At 68.4% G+C, this 15097-nt stretch carries 16 protein-coding genes; 11 read left to right on the plus strand and 5 right to left on the minus strand.

Going from position 1 to position 15097, the window contains the following annotated elements:
* The first annotated feature begins 66 nt into the window (after positions 1-66).
* Both H074_RS37805 and H074_RS37810 read left to right on the plus strand, forming a co-directional pair.
* Complete coding sequence (locus tag H074_RS37805) at positions 67-1218, plus strand: M50 family metallopeptidase (protein WP_051072096.1); 1152 nt, start codon at positions 67-69, stop codon at positions 1216-1218.
* Positions 1219-1317: 99 nt separating this feature from the next.
* Positions 1318-2142, plus strand: coding sequence for a tRNA (adenine-N1)-methyltransferase (locus H074_RS37810; RefSeq protein ID WP_007035384.1), 825 nt, complete (start codon positions 1318-1320; stop codon positions 2140-2142).
* A 302-nt stretch (positions 2143-2444) separates the two neighbouring features.
* On the opposite strand, the gene H074_RS37815 is transcribed toward H074_RS37810, so the two are convergent.
* Entirely contained in the window at positions 2445-2900 is a 456-nt protein-coding gene (locus tag H074_RS37815) for a hypothetical protein (RefSeq protein ID WP_007035385.1), read from the minus strand.
* Between the two features lie 7 nt (positions 2901-2907).
* Positions 2908-3729 (minus strand): hypothetical protein, encoded by an 822-nt coding sequence (locus H074_RS37820; RefSeq protein WP_007035386.1) that lies wholly within the window; start codon positions 3727-3729, stop codon positions 2908-2910.
* A gap of 363 nt (positions 3730-4092) precedes the next feature.
* Between H074_RS37820 and arc the strand changes: the two genes are divergently transcribed.
* Complete coding sequence (gene arc / locus H074_RS37825; protein WP_007035387.1) at positions 4093-5895, plus strand: proteasome ATPase; 1803 nt, start codon at positions 4093-4095, stop codon at positions 5893-5895.
* 54 nt (positions 5896-5949) lie between these two features.
* Here the strand turns inward: arc and H074_RS37830 are convergent, their stop codons facing one another.
* A complete protein-coding gene (locus H074_RS37830; RefSeq protein ID WP_007035388.1) occupies positions 5950-6861 on the minus strand; it encodes a DMT family transporter in 912 nt (303 codons plus the stop codon).
* A 144-nt stretch (positions 6862-7005) separates the two neighbouring features.
* Here H074_RS37830 and H074_RS37835 point away from each other — a divergent pair, with 144 nt between their 5' ends.
* The 3 genes from H074_RS37835 to H074_RS37845 are packed head-to-tail and all read left to right on the plus strand — an operon-like array spanning position 7006 to position 8961.
* Positions 7006-7350 (plus strand): hypothetical protein, encoded by a 345-nt coding sequence (locus H074_RS37835; RefSeq protein WP_007035389.1) that lies wholly within the window; start codon positions 7006-7008, stop codon positions 7348-7350.
* Positions 7347-8300, plus strand: coding sequence for an aldo/keto reductase (locus tag H074_RS37840; protein ID WP_007035390.1), 954 nt, complete (start codon positions 7347-7349; stop codon positions 8298-8300). Before H074_RS37835 ends, H074_RS37840 begins: the two co-directional genes overlap by 4 nt.
* A 55-nt stretch (positions 8301-8355) precedes the next feature.
* On the plus strand, positions 8356-8961 hold the full coding sequence (locus tag H074_RS37845) for a hypothetical protein (RefSeq protein ID WP_007035391.1): 606 nt from the start codon (positions 8356-8358) through the stop codon (positions 8959-8961).
* Here the strand turns inward: H074_RS37845 and H074_RS37850 are convergent.
* Complete coding sequence (locus tag H074_RS37850; protein WP_007035392.1) at positions 8958-9476, minus strand: NUDIX hydrolase; 519 nt, start codon at positions 9474-9476, stop codon at positions 8958-8960. The genes H074_RS37845 and H074_RS37850 overlap by 4 nt on opposite strands.
* A 43-nt stretch (positions 9477-9519) precedes the next feature.
* Between H074_RS37850 and dop the strand changes: the two genes are divergently transcribed.
* The 4 genes from dop to prcA all read left to right on the plus strand — a co-directional run bounded on the left by dop (position 9520) and on the right by prcA (position 13038).
* Positions 9520-11022, plus strand: coding sequence for a depupylase/deamidase Dop (gene dop / locus H074_RS37855; protein WP_039924535.1), 1503 nt, complete (start codon positions 9520-9522; stop codon positions 11020-11022).
* A gap of 97 nt (positions 11023-11119) precedes the next feature.
* On the plus strand, positions 11120-11314 hold the full coding sequence (locus H074_RS37860) for a ubiquitin-like protein Pup (RefSeq protein WP_005150863.1): 195 nt from the start codon (positions 11120-11122) through the stop codon (positions 11312-11314).
* 73 nt (positions 11315-11387) lie between these two features.
* Positions 11388-12224 (plus strand): proteasome subunit beta, encoded by an 837-nt coding sequence (gene prcB, locus H074_RS37865; RefSeq protein ID WP_007035394.1) that lies wholly within the window; start codon positions 11388-11390, stop codon positions 12222-12224.
* A gap of 52 nt (positions 12225-12276) precedes the next feature.
* Positions 12277-13038 (plus strand): proteasome subunit alpha, encoded by a 762-nt coding sequence (gene prcA / locus H074_RS37870; protein WP_007035395.1) that lies wholly within the window; start codon positions 12277-12279, stop codon positions 13036-13038.
* A 159-nt stretch (positions 13039-13197) separates the two neighbouring features.
* Here prcA and H074_RS37875 read toward each other — a convergent pair whose 3' ends face one another.
* Positions 13198-13836: an RICIN domain-containing protein gene (locus H074_RS37875; protein ID WP_039924536.1), complete on the minus strand. Its 639-nt coding sequence runs from the start codon at positions 13834-13836 to the stop codon at positions 13198-13200.
* Between the two features lie 286 nt (positions 13837-14122).
* Here H074_RS37875 and H074_RS37880 point away from each other — a divergent pair, with 286 nt between their 5' ends.
* Positions 14123-15097: an ArsR/SmtB family transcription factor gene (locus tag H074_RS37880; protein WP_007035397.1), complete on the plus strand. Its 975-nt coding sequence runs from the start codon at positions 14123-14125 to the stop codon at positions 15095-15097.

The raw sequence follows: 15097 nt of genomic DNA on the forward strand, positions 1-15097 counted from the left end.
CGACACCACCCGGACGGGAAGGGCGGGTTACCGGCACCCCACACCTGGGCATCTACGCTCTGACACATGGCCGTGACGGGTGAGCAGGGCCCGCCTCGACGAGGCGTGGCACCAGAGGGTGGGCTCCTGCTGTTCCGGGTCTCCGGGATCCCCGTGTTGCTGGCCCCTTCGTGGTGGATCGGCTCCCTGATCATCGTGGTCCTCTACACGCCGCTGGTCGGACGGATCCTGCCCGGTGCGTCGACGCTGACCTCCTGGCTGCTGGCGGCCGCGTTCGCGGTCCTTCTCGGACTCTCGGTGCTCGCGCACGAGCTCGGGCACTGCCTGGTCGCGCTGCGCCTCGGCATCCCGGTCCGGCGCTTGCGGCTGTTCCTGCTCGGAGGCCTCTCCGAGGTCGCCAGGACTCCCCGCCAGCCGCGACAGGAAGGCCTGGTCGCCGCCGCGGGACCGGTGGTTTCGTTGCTGCTCGGCGGTTTCTGCGGGCTGCTCATGTTCGCCGTCCCGTCGGAAAGCGCGGCATGGCTGCTCATCGCCGAATGCGCCGTCGCGAACTTCGCCGTCGGGATCTTCAACCTCCTTCCCGGGCTCCCGCTCGACGGCGGCCGGCTGGTTCGCGCCGGGGTCTGGGCGGCGACGGGCCGCCGGGAAAAGGGCACCCGGGCGGCGGTGGTCGGGGGCGGCCTCGTGGCGGCGGGACTGGTCGTCTGGGCGCTGTGGGGATTGGCGGTGGGCAGCGAGGACCGCTGGCTCCGGCTCGGCGTCTGTGTCGTGACTGCGTGGTTCGTGATCCTCGGCGCGCGAAGCGAACTCGCCGCCGAAACACGCCGAGGGTGGCCGGAAGGTGTGAGACTGAGCGAGCTCGTCCGGCCCGTTCTCCAGCTTCCCGCGGAAAGCCCGGTCGCGGACGCGCTGGCCGCATCGGCGGGCCGTGGGGTGGTCCTGGTGCGCGCCGACGGCGTCGCGGCCGGGCTGCTCGACGAGACGGCCGCCGCGCATTTGGCCGGGACGTCGCCGCACGCGCCCGCGGAGATGGCCGCGGAGCCGATCCGCGCCGACACCGTGCTTCTCACCTCGGAGTCGGGGGAGGAGATCGCCGAGCGGGTCCGGGAAACCGCCGCGTGGCAGTTCCTCGTCGTGGACGACGAAGGCAGGCCCGCGGGGGTGCTCCGGCGTGAAGACCTGCGCGCCGCGATGACCCGGAGCCGACCCCCGGCGTAGCGCGGTACGGCCACCTGCGAGGATCGGTAGTCCCGTCCGAGGCACTCTTTCCCGCCGAGGACGCATGGGCTCAGCAGTGCTCGCAGGTATGGAGGTTCAGTGTCGGTCCGAGGGCCGTTTCGTGTTGGTGACCGGGTTCAGCTGACCGACTCCAAGGGGCGGCACTACACCATGGTCCTCGCCGAAGGACAGCAGTATCACACCCATCGCGGCGCGCTGGCGCACGACGACGTGATCGGTGCGCAGGAGGGTTCGGTCGTCACTTCGGCGGGAGGCAGCCACTATCTGGCGTTGCGCCCGCTGCTGCCGGACTACGTGTTGTCGATGCCGCGAGGCGCGCAGGTGATCTACCCGAAGGACGCCGCGCAGATCGTGATGTGGGGCGACATCTTCCCGGGGGCGCGGGTGCTCGAGGCGGGCGCCGGCTCCGGCGCGCTGACCTGTTCGCTGCTGCGGGCGGTCGGTTCGGAAGGCACCGTGCAGTCCTACGAGATCCGGGACGACCACGCCGAACACGCCGAGCGGAACGTGGAGAAGTTCTTCGGCCACAAACCGGACAACTGGTCGCTGACGGTCGCGGACCTGTCGACGCACACCGGCGAGGTCGACCGCGTCGTCCTCGACATGCTGGCGCCCTGGGACCAGCTGGAGACGGTCGCCGCGCATCTGGTGCCGGGTGGTGTGCTCACGGTCTATGTGGCGACGGTCACCCAGCTCTCGCGGATCACCGAAGCCTTGCGGGACCAGCAATGCTGGACCGAGCCGGAATCGTGGGAGACCCTCATGCGGCCTTGGCACGTCGTGAGCCTGGCGGTCCGGCCGGACCACCGGATGGTCGCGCACACCGCGTTCCTGCTGACGGCGCGACGTCTGGCGGACGGGACCGTGTCGCCGCGGGTCCACCGCCGCTCCGGCAAGGGCTGACCCCCGGACGCGCGAGACCGGCGCCGGTGCTTGTACCTGACAGTTCGGCCAGGGGTCGTGAGTGGTAAGGACGGTTCTAACCTTCCTTACCACTCACGACCCAGTCCACTCACGACCCAGTCGACGATGAAGGAATCGGGACACTCGACGTCCCCGATCCTCCGTTGATCAAGGTCGTGACGGTCGGGCCTTGCGGCTGACAGCCGAGCTGCCGGAAGCACCTGACGACCACTCCCGCGCACAACGCAAGTTGCAAGCGGACAGACGCCCTTCGGCGAGTTTTCGTCAGCGTTCGACGGATATCACGGCACGCACCACTTGCCGTCGCGTTTCTTCAGTGGGAAGGGCGTGTCCTTCTGGCCGCCCACGCCTTCGACGTGCACGGTCACGGTGGCGGAATCGCCGCTGACCACCGGCGGGTCCGGGACGGTCGCGGACACCTTGCCCGCGGCCGCCCACTTCCGTTCCAACTCGGCCAGATCGGCCGACGACTGCTGGACGCAGGTGAGCTTCCCGAACGCCGTCGCGTCGTGATTGACGATGGCCGCGGCGATCGCCTTGCCCGCCACCTCGACCGCCGCCACGTCCGGATCCACCGGAACCGGACGGGACGAACTCGGCCCTGGTGTGGGTGTGACGGTGCCGGGCGCGGCCGGGTCGGAGCCGGACGGGGCCACCAGCAGCAGCCCCACCACGACCCCGGCCACGACCGCGCCACAAACGACCGCGACGGCGGTCAGCTTGTGGCTCACCGTCACCGGAAGGTCACTTCTTGTCGGCCTTGATGTCCTTGAGGCACCACAGGCTCGATTCCCTGGCCGCCGTGATGGTGCCTTCCGCCATCTTGGTGCCCTGGGTGGCGCGGTAGCGGCCGGTCGCCCGGTCACCGCTTTCCTTGGCGGGCTCGATGATCTCGAGCTTGATGGGGTCGAGCGGCTTGCCCTCGTCCTTGGTGTTCTCGCTGCGGCAGATCAGGTCGAGGAACGTCTTCTTGTCACCCGCGCTGTAGGAGCTCGCGGCGCTCTCGAAGACCTCCTGCGGAGTGGCCTTCCCGCCGGGCGCCGGACCTGAACTCTTGGTCGACGACGTGCTGGGCGAGCTGGACCTGGTGCGGGTCGAGCTCGGCTTCTGCGACGACGAGGACGGGGCCTCCGACGGGGCGGCGCTGCTGGAGGGCGGCGCGGCGGTCGGGTTGTCGTCGCCGGAGTTCAGCGCGATGACGAGGGCGGTGACACCGCCGCCGACCAGCACGACCGCGCCGATCGCGATGCCGACGATCAGGCCGGTCTTCTTTTTCTTGGGCGGCTCACCGCCGCCATAGCCGCCTTCCTGCGGGTACGCGTTGAAGCCGCCCTGCTGGCCGTACGGATCCGGCTGGCCGAACTGCTGCGTGCCACCGGGGTATCCCTGCTGCGGCTGCGGTCCGCTCTGCGGGTAGCCACCTTGCTGCTGGCCGTACGGGTCCTGTCCGTACTGGCCGCCACCGGGGTATCCCTGCTGCGGCTGGGGACCGCTCTGCGGGTACCCGCCCTGCTGGCCGTACGGATCTTGTCCGTAGCCGCCGGGCTGCTGCGGCGGGTAAGTCATGGCTGGTGCCCCCTAGCTGTTCTGCGAAAATGCTCAACATGACCTGCGGGTCCGCCTCCCCGGCGAACGTCGGCCCGATGCTAGCCATCGAGCCGGATCGCCGCTCGATTAGGGCCGAACTGATACCGGTCACCCGTTTGCACCCGGACGGAGCCGGGTATTCCGCCGCAGGTCAGGCTAGGTGGACGGATTGTGACCATGGGAGTGTGGGACCCGGCACCGGGATGGCCCCTTGCGCGGCGGGAACGTACGTGCAGTCGGGTGGTCCGGAACGCGACGCGCCGATCTTGTGATGCGGAAAGGCCTTTTATTGTCGGTGATCGCCGGTACCGTGGAATGAAAAGCACTCCGAGGAGGTGCCCGATGCATCATGACCTTCCCGGAGGTCGGCGCGAGGAGGCCGACCCTTCAGAAACGACCGGAGCTGGAACCACGTCCGACGAGCAGGCACGTCAAATCCGCTTCCTCGAGGAGGAAGTCGCTCTGCTGCGCCGGAAGCTCACCGATTCGCCACGTCAGAACCGAGTGCTGGAACAGCGACTCGCCGAGGCGTCGGAACGAGTGAGCCAACTCACGGAACGCAACACGAAACTGGTCGAGACGCTCCGCGAGGCGCGTGGCCAGTTGCTCGCGTTGCGAGAGGAGGTCGACAGGCTGGCCCAGCCTCCGAGCGGTTACGGCGTGTTCGTCACCGCGTACGAGGACAACACGGTGGACGTGTTCACCGCGGGCCGCAAAATGCGGGTTTCGGTCTCACCCGCGGTCGAGGTCTCGTCGCTGCGGCGCGGACAGGCGTTGCGGCTCAACGAGGCACTCACCGTCGTCGAAGGCGGTGACTTCGAGCGGATCGGCGAGGTCTGCGCGCTGCGCGAGGTGCTGGCCCCGGACGTCGAGGGCGGCAGCCCCCGTGCGCTCGTGGTCGGGCACGCGGACGAGGAGCGGGTCGTCCTGCTCTCCGATCCGCTGGCCGAACAGCCCCTCAAGCCGGGCGACTCCCTGCTGGTGGACTCGAAAGCCGGTTACGCCTACGAGCGCGTGCCGAAGGCGGAGGTCGAGGATCTCGTGCTGGAGGAGGTGCCCGACGTCCGATACGAGGACATCGGTGGCCTCACCCGGCAGATCGAGCAGATCCGCGACGCCGTCGAGCTTCCGTTCCTGCACGCTGATCTCTACCAGGAGTACCAGCTGCGCCCGCCGAAGGGCGTGCTGCTCTACGGGCCTCCTGGCTGCGGTAAGACCCTCATCGCCAAGGCGGTGGCCAACTCGCTCGCCAAGAAGGTCGCCGAAGCACGCGGCGACTCGGCGGACGGGAAGTCCTACTTCCTGAACATCAAGGGTCCGGAACTGCTGAACAAGTTCGTCGGGGAGACCGAGCGGCACATCCGCCTGATCTTCCAGCGGGCTCGGGAAAAGGCCTCCGAAGGCACCCCGGTGATCGTGTTCTTCGACGAGATGGACTCGATCTTCCGCACCCGCGGTTCGGGCGTGTCCTCCGACGTGGAGACCACGATCGTCCCGCAGCTGCTTTCGGAGATCGACGGTGTCGAAGGCCTGGAGAACGTCATCGTCATCGGCGCCTCCAACCGTGAGGACATGATCGACCCGGCGATCCTGCGGCCGGGCCGGCTCGACGTCAAGATCAAGATCGAGCGTCCGGACGCCGAAGGCGCGAAGGACATCTTCTCCAAGTACCTGTCCGACGGTCTGCCGATCCACGCGGACGACCTCGCCGAGTTCGGCGGGGACGTGAGGGCGACCTTCGACGCGATGATCCAGCACACCGTCGAGCGGATGTACGAGGAGACGGACGAGAACCGGTTCCTCGAGGTCACCTACGCCAACGGTGACAAGGAGGTCCTGTACTTCCGTGACTTCAACTCGGGCGCGATGATCCAGAACATCGTGGACCGGGCGAAGAAGTCGGCCATCAAGTCGGTGCTGGAGACCAAGCAGCCCGGCCTGCGCGTGCAGCATCTGCTGGACGCGATCGTCGACGAGTTCGCGGAGAACGAGGACCTGCCCAACACCACCAACCCGGACGACTGGGCCCGGATCTCCGGCAAGAAGGGCGAGCGGATCGTCTACATCCGCACGCTCGTCACCGGCAAGAACCAGGATTCGGGGCGGGCGATAGACACCGCCACGAACACCGGTCAGTACCTGTAGTACGAGCCGAAGAGGCCCTTCACCGCATGCGTCGCGGTGAAGGGCCTCTTCGTTTCAGACGGCTACGGCTTCCTTGACCTTCTTGCGCGGGCTAAGCCGCCCGTGTGCGGCCAGGATCCCCAGAACGACGAGCAGCGCGCCGACGGGCTGGTTCCATGCCAGGGGTTCGTCGAGGACAAGGACACCGAGCAGCACGCCGACGACCGGTGTGAGGTAGGTCACCGCCGAGGCGTTCGACGCGCCCCACGCCGCGATGATCGACGCGTTCCAGGCGTAGGCGAGCCCGGTGCCCAGTGCCCCGAGCGCGATCATGCTGAGCACGATCGGCGTATCGAGACGTACCGGCGTCGTCGCGATGAACGGCGCGAGCACCAGCATCACGACGGCGCCGCAGCAGACCTGCCCGAGCGCGATGGTCGGGGCGTCGAGGTTCCGCACCGAGATGAACCGTCGCACGTAGACGAACGAGATCCCGTAGCAGGTCGTCGCGCCCAGGCACGCCAGTTGCGCGGTCAGTTCGTGCGAGACGTCGATCCCTTGCCAGACCCCGACGATGGTGAGCACGCCGAGGAAGCCGAGGATCAGGCCGGTCGTGCGGGCCTTCGTGAAGCGTTCCGACGGCAGGGCCGCGGCGGCGATGAGCATGGTGATCAGCGGCGTCGTCGCGTTGAAGATGCTGGCGAGTCCGGAGGAGATGTACTGCTCTGCCCAGGAGAACAACAGGAACGGGATGACGCACAGCAGCACGGAGACGACCGCGAGATGGCCCCAGAGCGCCGGGTCCCGGGGGAGTGGCTTACGGCGCCAGGCGGCGATGGCCATCAGCGCCACCGCGCCCAGGCAGACGCGGGAGAGCGCCACCTGAGCGGGCGACAGGCCGGTGAGGCCGACCTTGATGAACAGAAAACTCGCACCCCATACGATCGCGAGTGCCGCGAACCGGATCGCGATACCGAAACGTCCCAATTGTCCTTCTCCTGAGTCCTCAAGTTCGGGCTCAGTGAATCCCGGATTCCCCGTTGTGCTCCAGCGGTTTTCGGACGATGTGTCCGACGCCTCGCGCGTGGCGATCGCCGGAATTGTTTGTATAACGCCCTATACTTACGGGCTGTGAGCGAATCCTCCGGGCGCCCGCGCGCGCCGATCACCGAAGCCGATGTCCTGGCCTGGCTGGAAACAACGGCCGCCGCCGTCCAGGCGGGGGAGGTGAGCGCCCCCGAACTCATCGAGCTGCTAGGCGAGTTGCGCCGTGCCTCCGCGGCCTGCGCCGACGCGTCCGATTGGGCACTGCTCGCCGCCAGGGAGGAAGGTGCCAGCCTTCGTCAGATCGCGCCCGTCTTCGGCAAGGGTTACGTTCGGGCGCCGGCGGCGCGCCTCGAAAAGCTTCATCGGCAGGCGCAGAACGCGAGCCAGTGGCTCGCGATCCTCCGCCACAAGAACGAAGGAGCCCGGTGACAGACTCGGAAATCCCCGTCGGCGACCGGATCGCCGTCGGACTGGCGGCGCTCGGCAGGCCCGCGTACATCAACCTGGGCCGCGTCGACGCGCTGCCGCCCGGTCGCGAGTTCGAGGCGATGCGCGCGGCGACCTACGACGTGCTGGACGACGCGTACCGCGCGGGTGTCCGCTGGATCGATGTCGCCCGTTCGTATGGTTCTTCGGAGGAGTTCCTGGCCGGCTGGCTCGCCGATCGCGCCCACGCGGACGTGACGGTGTCGAGCAAATGGGGCTATCGCTACGTGGGGGAGTGGAAGCTCGACGCGGAGGTGCACGAGGTCAAGGAGCACACCGCGGCGCGATTCGCCGAGCAGTGGGCGGAAACCGTTGACCTGCTGGGGAAAGCGATTTCGCTCTACCAGGTCCACTCGCTCACCGTGGACAGTCCTCTGTTCACCGACGAGCGGCTGATCGGCGCGCTGGCCGAACTCGCCGCCGACGGTGTGCCGGTGGGGTTCTCCACGTCCGGGCCGGCACAGGCCGACGCGGTCCGCCGGGCGTTCGAGCTGGAGGTGTCCGGAACGCCGGTCTTCAGCGCCGTGCAGTCGACGTGGAACCTGCTCGAACCATCCGTCGGCCCGGCGCTCGTGGAAGCGCGCGACGCCGGGAAACGGGTGCTGGTCAAGGAAACCGTCGCGAACGGACGGCTGGTGGTCGAGCCTCCGGCGGTGCTCGCGCGGATCGCACGGGAACACGGGGCAGGCCCGGACGCGGTGGCGATCGCGGCGGTGCTGGCACAGGACTGGCGGCCGGTCGCGGTCGTCGGCCCGTCGAGTACGGCCCAACTCCGCGAGAATCTCGTTGCCGCGAAGGCGAAGTTGACCGCCGACGAACTCGCGGAACTCGCGACGCTCGCCGAAGAGCCGGTCGCCTACTGGCGGCACAGGTCCTGCCTCGGCTGGCATTGAGGGGCTGCACTAGTCTCGCGGCAAACGTCAGGCGGGACACCGGGGAGGCTCGAGGGTGCGTCATCGGCAGGTGCTCGCGGTGGCGACGGTCGCGCTGTTCGGTTTGTCGGGGTGCGCCGACCGTCCTAACGATCTAGACACCTACTACGACGACCCGACACCGACGCCCGCGGTCGAGCCTTCACAGCCCTCGGTCAAACCGCAGGCCGACCCGGTTCCGCCGCCGTCGACCCAGGCTCCCGTCCCCGCGGCCGTTTCCGCCGCCTTGCTGACCGACGAGGACGTCGCCGAGGAAGAGGTCGTCCCCGGCGAGGGCAAGGTGTCCGGCTGTCTGACCGGTCTCACCCGCGGTACGAGCCGCGCGGCGACGTGGTCGTACGCGAGTGGCTCGACGCTGGAACATCAGGTCACCGAGTACACCGACCGCGACGCCTCGGACGTCGTCACCCAGGCGGACTGCGACGGCAAGAAGCTCACTCTGGCGAAGCAAACCGGCGTCGAGGTCCAGCGCGCCTGGTGTGATGGCACGACGTGCACGGTGCTGCTCGCCAAAGGGAACCTCGTCTCCGCCCTCAGCGTGACCGCCGGGACCGAGGCGAGGGCAACGGAAGCGGCGAGGCGGCTGTTGCCGATCGTCGCGCAGCGCCTCCGTTCGGCCTAGCGAGCGGCCTCCCGCCGGAACCACTCCAGCGCACCGAGACGGCCGTCCGGCACGAACGCGCTCGAAGGATCGTCGAGCCATGAACGCAACTCGTCGAGCGTCAGCCATCGTCCTTCGGCGACTTCGGACGTCTGATGGACGAACGGACCGTCCCACCGTGCCTCGAAGGCGAAGTTGTGGCAACGGATCGTGCCTTCGTCGTAGACATGGGTGAAAAGCAGCCGTAGTTCCACTCCGTGAACACCCAGTTCTTCCGCCAGTTCCCGGCGCGCGCACTCCTCGGGGGTCTCGCCCGCCGCGACGACGCCGCCCGCCCAGCAGTCCCAAGTGGAGGGATAGACGTCCTTCGTGGGAGTGCGCAGGTGCACGTAGACGGACTTTCCATCACCCGAACGGACCAACACCACGCCGGCCGCGTGCCAGAGTCCTTCGGCGCGGACCCGGGAGCGCGTCGCCGCTCCCACCGCGGTTCCGTCGAGGTCATAGAGCGCAACGAGTTCGTCACTGCCTGACATGGGGGGCATCGTCGCACGGCCCCGACCCCGTAGGGTGGTGGGTATGCGGCGGATCATGGGAACCGAAGTCGAGTACGGCATCGCGGTGCCGGGCGACGCGACGGCGAACCCGGTACTCACCTCGACCCAGGTCGTGCTGGCCTACGCGGCCGCGGCGGACATCCCGCGGGCTAGGCGGGCGCGGTGGGACTACGAGGTGGAATCACCCCTGCGCGACGCCCGCGGGTTCGACCTGACCGGCCCGAGCGGACCAGGACACGACCCGGACGTCGAGGACCTCGGGGCGGCGAACGTGATCCTGACCAACGGGGCACGGCTGTACGTCGACCACGCCCACCCGGAGTACTCGGCGCCCGAGGTGACGAACGCGCGTGACGCGGTCATCTGGGACAAGGCGGGCGAACGGGTCATGGAGGAGGCGGCGCGCAAGGCGGCCACCGTCCCGGGGCAGCCGCCGTTGCAGTTGTACAAGAACAACGTCGACGGCAAGGGCGCGAGCTACGGCACGCACGAGAACTACCTGATGCAGCGGTCGACCCCGTTCACCGCGGTGATCGCCGGGCTGACGCCGTTCTTCGTGTCCCGTCAGGTGATCACGGGCTCGGGCCGCGTCGGTGTCGGGCAGCAGAGCGAGGAAGCGGGCTTCCAGCTCTCGCAGCGCTCCGACTACATCGAGGTCGAGGTCGGCCTGGAGACGACGCTCAAGCGCGGAATCATCAACACCCGCGACGAGCCGCACGCCGACGCGGACAAGTACCGCCGTCTGCACGTCATCATCGGCGACGCGAACCTGGCCGAGTACTCGACGTACCTCAAGGTCGGCACGACGGCGCTGGTGCTGGACCTGATCGAGGCGGGCATCCGGTTCGACGACCTGAAACTGGACGAACCGGTGCGGGCCGTGCACCAGATCAGCCACGATCCGACGCTGAAGGCGAAGGTGTCGCTGGCCAATGGGCGCAAGTACACCGGGCTGGACCTTCAGTTCGCCTACCACGAGATCGCGTCGGCGAACCTGGAGCGCACCGGCGCGGACGAAGCCTCCAAGGAGGTCCTGCGGGTCTGGGGCGAGATCCTGGACGCACTGGCGCGGGATCCCCAGGAATGCGCGGACAGGCTGGACTGGCCCGCGAAGCTGCGATTGCTCGAGGGCTACCGCGCGCGGGACCAGCTGGCCTGGGGCGCGCCGCGGTTGCGGCTGGTCGACCTGCAGTACTCGGATGTCCGGCTGGACAAGGGCCTGTACAACAGGCTCGTCACCAGGGGTTCGATGAAGCGCCTGGTGACCGAGGAGGAGGTGCTGGAGGCGGTCACGACCCCGCCTTCGGACACCAGGGCCTATTTCCGGGGCCGCACGCTGGAGAAGTACGCCAACTCCATCGCCGCGGCGTCGTGGGATTCGGTCATCTTCGACGTCGGCAGGGAATCGCTGGTGCGGATCCCGACGTTGGAGCCGTTGCGGGGCACGAAGGCCCACGTGGGGAAGTTGCTGGACGACTCCGCGACCGCCGAGGAGCTGGTGGAGGCGCTCACCGGTTCGGACTAGCGGGATTTCCTTTCATCGGGGTTAAGCGATCACGGATCCCACGGAATGTCGGGACCGCTGGGTAGGCTAAGGAACATCGGCCACACCGGGAGGCGAGATGGCTCAGGAAAAGATCGAAAAGCACGGCGGAGGCGACTCGGACGAAGAGTTCGAGGGCGGCGGTCCGGCGGGCCAGGAGCGGCGCGAGAAACTCGGTGAGGACGTCGACACGATCCTCGACGAGATCGACGACGTGCTCGAGGAGAACGCCGAGGACTTCGTCCGCGCGTACGTGCAAAAGGGCGGCGAGTAACCCGTCTTCCGGCGGCCCGCGCGGCCGCCTGTGCGGAGCCGGCGGATCACACAGATTGGAACTTTGAGCACGTATGGAACACACCTCGGTTAAGTCGGCGCTGCCCGCCGCGTACTTCTCGTCGGCGACCTCGTCGTTCTCGGACTTCCTTCGGGCGCAGGCGCCCGAGCTGCTCCCGGAGCGGCGGGTCGCGGCGGACGCGGGCAGGCTGGACGCGCCGCACGGGACGACTATCGTCGCGGTCAAGTTCGCGGGCGGGGTGCTGATCGCCGGTGACCGGCGGGCGACGTCGGGCAACCTGATCGCTTCTCGCGACATGGAGAAGGTCCACGTCACCGACGAGTACTCGGCGGTGGGCATCGCGGGCTCTGCCGGGCTTGCGATCGAGATGGTGCGGCTGTACGCGGTCGAACTGGCGCACTACGAGAAGATCGAGGGTGTCTCGCTCTCGCTCGACGGCAAGACGAACAAGCTCGCGGGGCTGGTGAAGTCCAATCTAGAGATGGCGATGGCGGGGCTGGCCGTGCTTCCGCTGTTCGTCGGGTACGACCTCGACGCCGAGGACGCGAAGCACGCGGGCCGGATCGTCTCGTACGACGCGACGGGCGGGCGCTACGAGGAGAACGCGGGCTACCACGCCATCGGTTCGGGTTCGCTGTTCGCGAAGGGGTCGCTGAAGAAGCTGTACGACCCGGACGCGGACGCCGAAGGCGCGATCCGGACGGCGGTCGAGGCGTTGTACGACGCGGCGGACGACGACACCGCGACCGGCGGGCCGGATCTGGTGCGCCGGATCTTCCCGACGATCGTGACGGTCACCGCGGAGCAGGGTGCGGTGGCGTTGCCGCTCGAGCAGACGACCGCGGTGGCCGAGGCGGTCGTGGCCGGACGCGCCGAGCGCGGGCGCTAGCCCTCCTCCCTGTTCCCTTTCCGATGAGAGCCCGAAAGAGCGGAGCACCACAGTGACGATGCCGTTGTACGCCTCTCCCGAGCAGCTGATGCGGGAGCGTTCCGAGATCGCGCGCAAGGGCATCGCGCGTGGCCGGAGCGTGGTCGTGCTCAAGTACCGCGGTGGCGTGCTGTTCGTGGCCGAGAACCCCTCGGCGACGTTGCACAAGGTGTCGGAGATCTACGACCGGATCGGTTTCGCGGCCGTGGGCCGCTACAGCGAGTTCGAAAACCTCCGCGTCGCCGGTATCCGGCACGCGGATCTGAAGGGTTACCAGTACGACCGGCGGGACGTCAGCGCGCGTGCGCTGGCGAACGCGTACGCCGCGACGCTGGGCAGCATCTTCACCGAGCAGCTGAAGCCGTTCGAGGTGGAGGTCTGTGTCGCCGAGGTCGGCGCGACCGCCGCCGAGGACCAGCTGTACCGGTTGACCTACGACGGCTCGATCTTCGACGAGCCGGAGTTCGTCGTGATGGGCGGTCAGGCCGACACTCTCACCACGAAGCTGAAGGAGAGCTTCGAGCCGGACATGGAGCTGGGCGTGGCGCTGGGGGTCGCGGTAAAGGCGTTGCGCGACAACACCCCCACACCCACGAACGGCGACTCGGACCCGGTGAAGCTCGAGGTCGCCGTCCTGGAGCGGGAGCGGCGCGGCCGCAAGTTCCGCCGGGTCGCCGGTGCGGCGCTGGACGCGCTCCTGCCCGCCGAGCCGGAGGAGCCGAAGAAGGACGACGCCGAGGGCGACAAGCCCGACGGTGAGTCCAAGAAGGACTGAACCTCGGCAAGTACGTGAAGGCCCCCTTCCTTGCGCTAGGCGCAAGGAAGGGGGCCTTCACGTACTTCAGGCGATCTGAGCGGAACGTGGTGGGGCTCGTGAGTGGTGAGGACGGTTCTAACCGTCCTCACCACTCACGACCCCGGTGACCTCACGACCTCAGGCAGGACCGGTGCCCCACCACTGGCTGCGGCCGCCGGCGATGAAGCTCCACAGCTGGAGCCGCGTGCCGTTGGTGGCCGAGTTGCCCTCCGCGGTCAGGTAGCGACCGCTGCTCGGGCTCTGGAAGCGGACGTAACCCTCGGGGTTGACGCTGCCGCCCCACCACTGGTTCTTGGCGCCGGGGATGAAGTCCCACAGCTGCACGATGGTGCCGTTCTGGTTCATGGTGTTGAGGTCCGCGTCCAGGTAGCGGCCGCTGGCCACGTTCTGGAAGCGGGTGTAGCCCTCGGGGTTGTCGGTGATGTAGAACGCCTGGTGGTCCGCGTCCATGTTGCAGTCCCAGACCTGCATCTTGGTGCCGTTGCGGTTGATGGTGCCCAGGTCGGCGTCCCAGCACTTGTTCGGGTCCAGGCCGGACGGGATGAGGAACATGTCCGCGTCGGCCACGCCGGCGGCCTGCGTGCGAGCGCCGGTCGAGGTGCGCTTGACCGGGATGAGCTTGATGCCGTGCACGGTGACCGTCTTGAACCCGTCGCCGGCGGGCTTCGGGGCCGCGGTGGCGGCGGGTGCGGTGACCAGGGTCAGGACACCCGCGGCGGCGGCGATGATTCCCGCCAGACGCTTCATTTTCGTCATTTCTTTCCCCTTTGTGGAAAGCGTTTTCTCCCAGTGAGGTGAAGGGGAACGACAGGAGGCGACAGGTCGCGACGAAACGCGGCCCGTAGGCCCAGCCGGTTAATCCCCCTCGTGGAAGGCTCCGCGTAAAACCCCCGAGAAACGGACCTTCTGCGAACATCATTCAGGTCTGAACCACTGCCGTCGAGGAGATTTCCGGGAGCGGCAATAGGGCAGTTCAGCGATGTAACGGAATGGCCCGGCTCGCGATCACACGGCGACGACTTCGATCAAGGCGAGGACATCCGTGCGCATCGAGCTGACGTTGCAGGACCTGACGCGCGTCCGGCTCGCGCCCGAAGCCGATCCCTTGGCCGAGCTGGTTTCGAGTCTGCAGATCCTGCAACGGCGCGATGCGGGCTCGGCGTTGTTCAACCGGTGGCGGCATCGCGTCCGGCTCGGGTTGGCGGAGTCGGCTTCGGTGCTGCTGTGGTTGTGCCGCCCGTACGCGCCGATCCCGGCGTTCCTCGTGCCGGACGCGGACGAGAGCGGTTTGGAGGCTGGGCTCGCGGAGGTCGCCCGGACCGACTCGGTGGGTTTGAAATCGGCGTTGCGGGATTTCCCGGCGAACCGCGAATTGCCGGCTTGGGCGGCGGGGTTGCCGGACGGGGACACCGCCGGGCTGCCGAAGCTCGTCCAGGCGATGCAGGAGTATTTCGAACTGTCGCTGGCGCCGGGATGGGACCCGGCGCGCGCCCAGGTCGACGCGGACCGCGGAATGCGGGCGCAGCTGCTGCTGCACGACGGGGTGGACGCGGTGCTGACGAGCCTGCGGCCGCTGGTGCGCTGGTCGTCTCCGACGCTCCAGGTCGGCGACGGGATCGTCGGTTCCTGCGGCGCGGGCGGCGCCGGGCTGCTGATCTCGCCGACCTACTTCGCGGTGTGCCCGGTGATCGTTCCGGCGGCGGGGCGATCACCGGTTCGGTTGCTCTACCCATCGGTGCGGCAGGCGGCCCCGTCGACCGGGTACGGCCGCGACGTGCGGAGATCGCCGGGCACCGCCCTCGCCGACCTGCTCGGGCCGACCCGGGCGGCGACGTTGGCGGTCCTGGCGGTCGGCTGCAGCACGTCGGAGCTGGCCGCCAGGCTGGGCGTGACCCCGTCGGCGGCCAGCAAACACGCCGCCGTGTTGCGACGCGCGGGGCTGATCACCACCGAACGCGACCGCAACGCCGTGCTGCACTCGCTGACGCCTCTGGGCAGCGCCCTGCTCGGCGCCTAG

This window comes from Amycolatopsis decaplanina DSM 44594 (genome assembly GCF_000342005.1).
GTDB lineage: Bacteria > Actinomycetota > Actinomycetes > Mycobacteriales > Pseudonocardiaceae > Amycolatopsis > Amycolatopsis decaplanina.

Coding starts and splice junctions, on each gene's coding strand:
- H074_RS37820 (WP_007035386.1), bottom strand. CDS start 3,729: ATGACTTACCCGCCGCAGCAGCCCGGCGGCTACGGACAAGATCCGTAC.
- H074_RS37875 (WP_039924536.1), bottom strand. CDS start 13,836: ATGACGAAAATGAAGCGTCTGGCGGGAATCATCGCCGCCGCCGCGGGT.
- prcB (WP_007035394.1), top strand. CDS start 11,388: ATGGAACACACCTCGGTTAAGTCGGCGCTGCCCGCCGCGTACTTCTCG.
- H074_RS37850 (WP_007035392.1), bottom strand. CDS start 9,476: ATGTCAGGCAGTGACGAACTCGTTGCGCTCTATGACCTCGACGGAACC.
- H074_RS37860 (WP_005150863.1), top strand. CDS start 11,120: ATGGCTCAGGAAAAGATCGAAAAGCACGGCGGAGGCGACTCGGACGAA.
- dop (WP_039924535.1), top strand. CDS start 9,520: ATGCGGCGGATCATGGGAACCGAAGTCGAGTACGGCATCGCGGTGCCG.
- arc (WP_007035387.1), top strand. CDS start 4,093: ATGCATCATGACCTTCCCGGAGGTCGGCGCGAGGAGGCCGACCCTTCA.
- H074_RS37805 (WP_051072096.1), top strand. CDS start 67: ATGGCCGTGACGGGTGAGCAGGGCCCGCCTCGACGAGGCGTGGCACCA.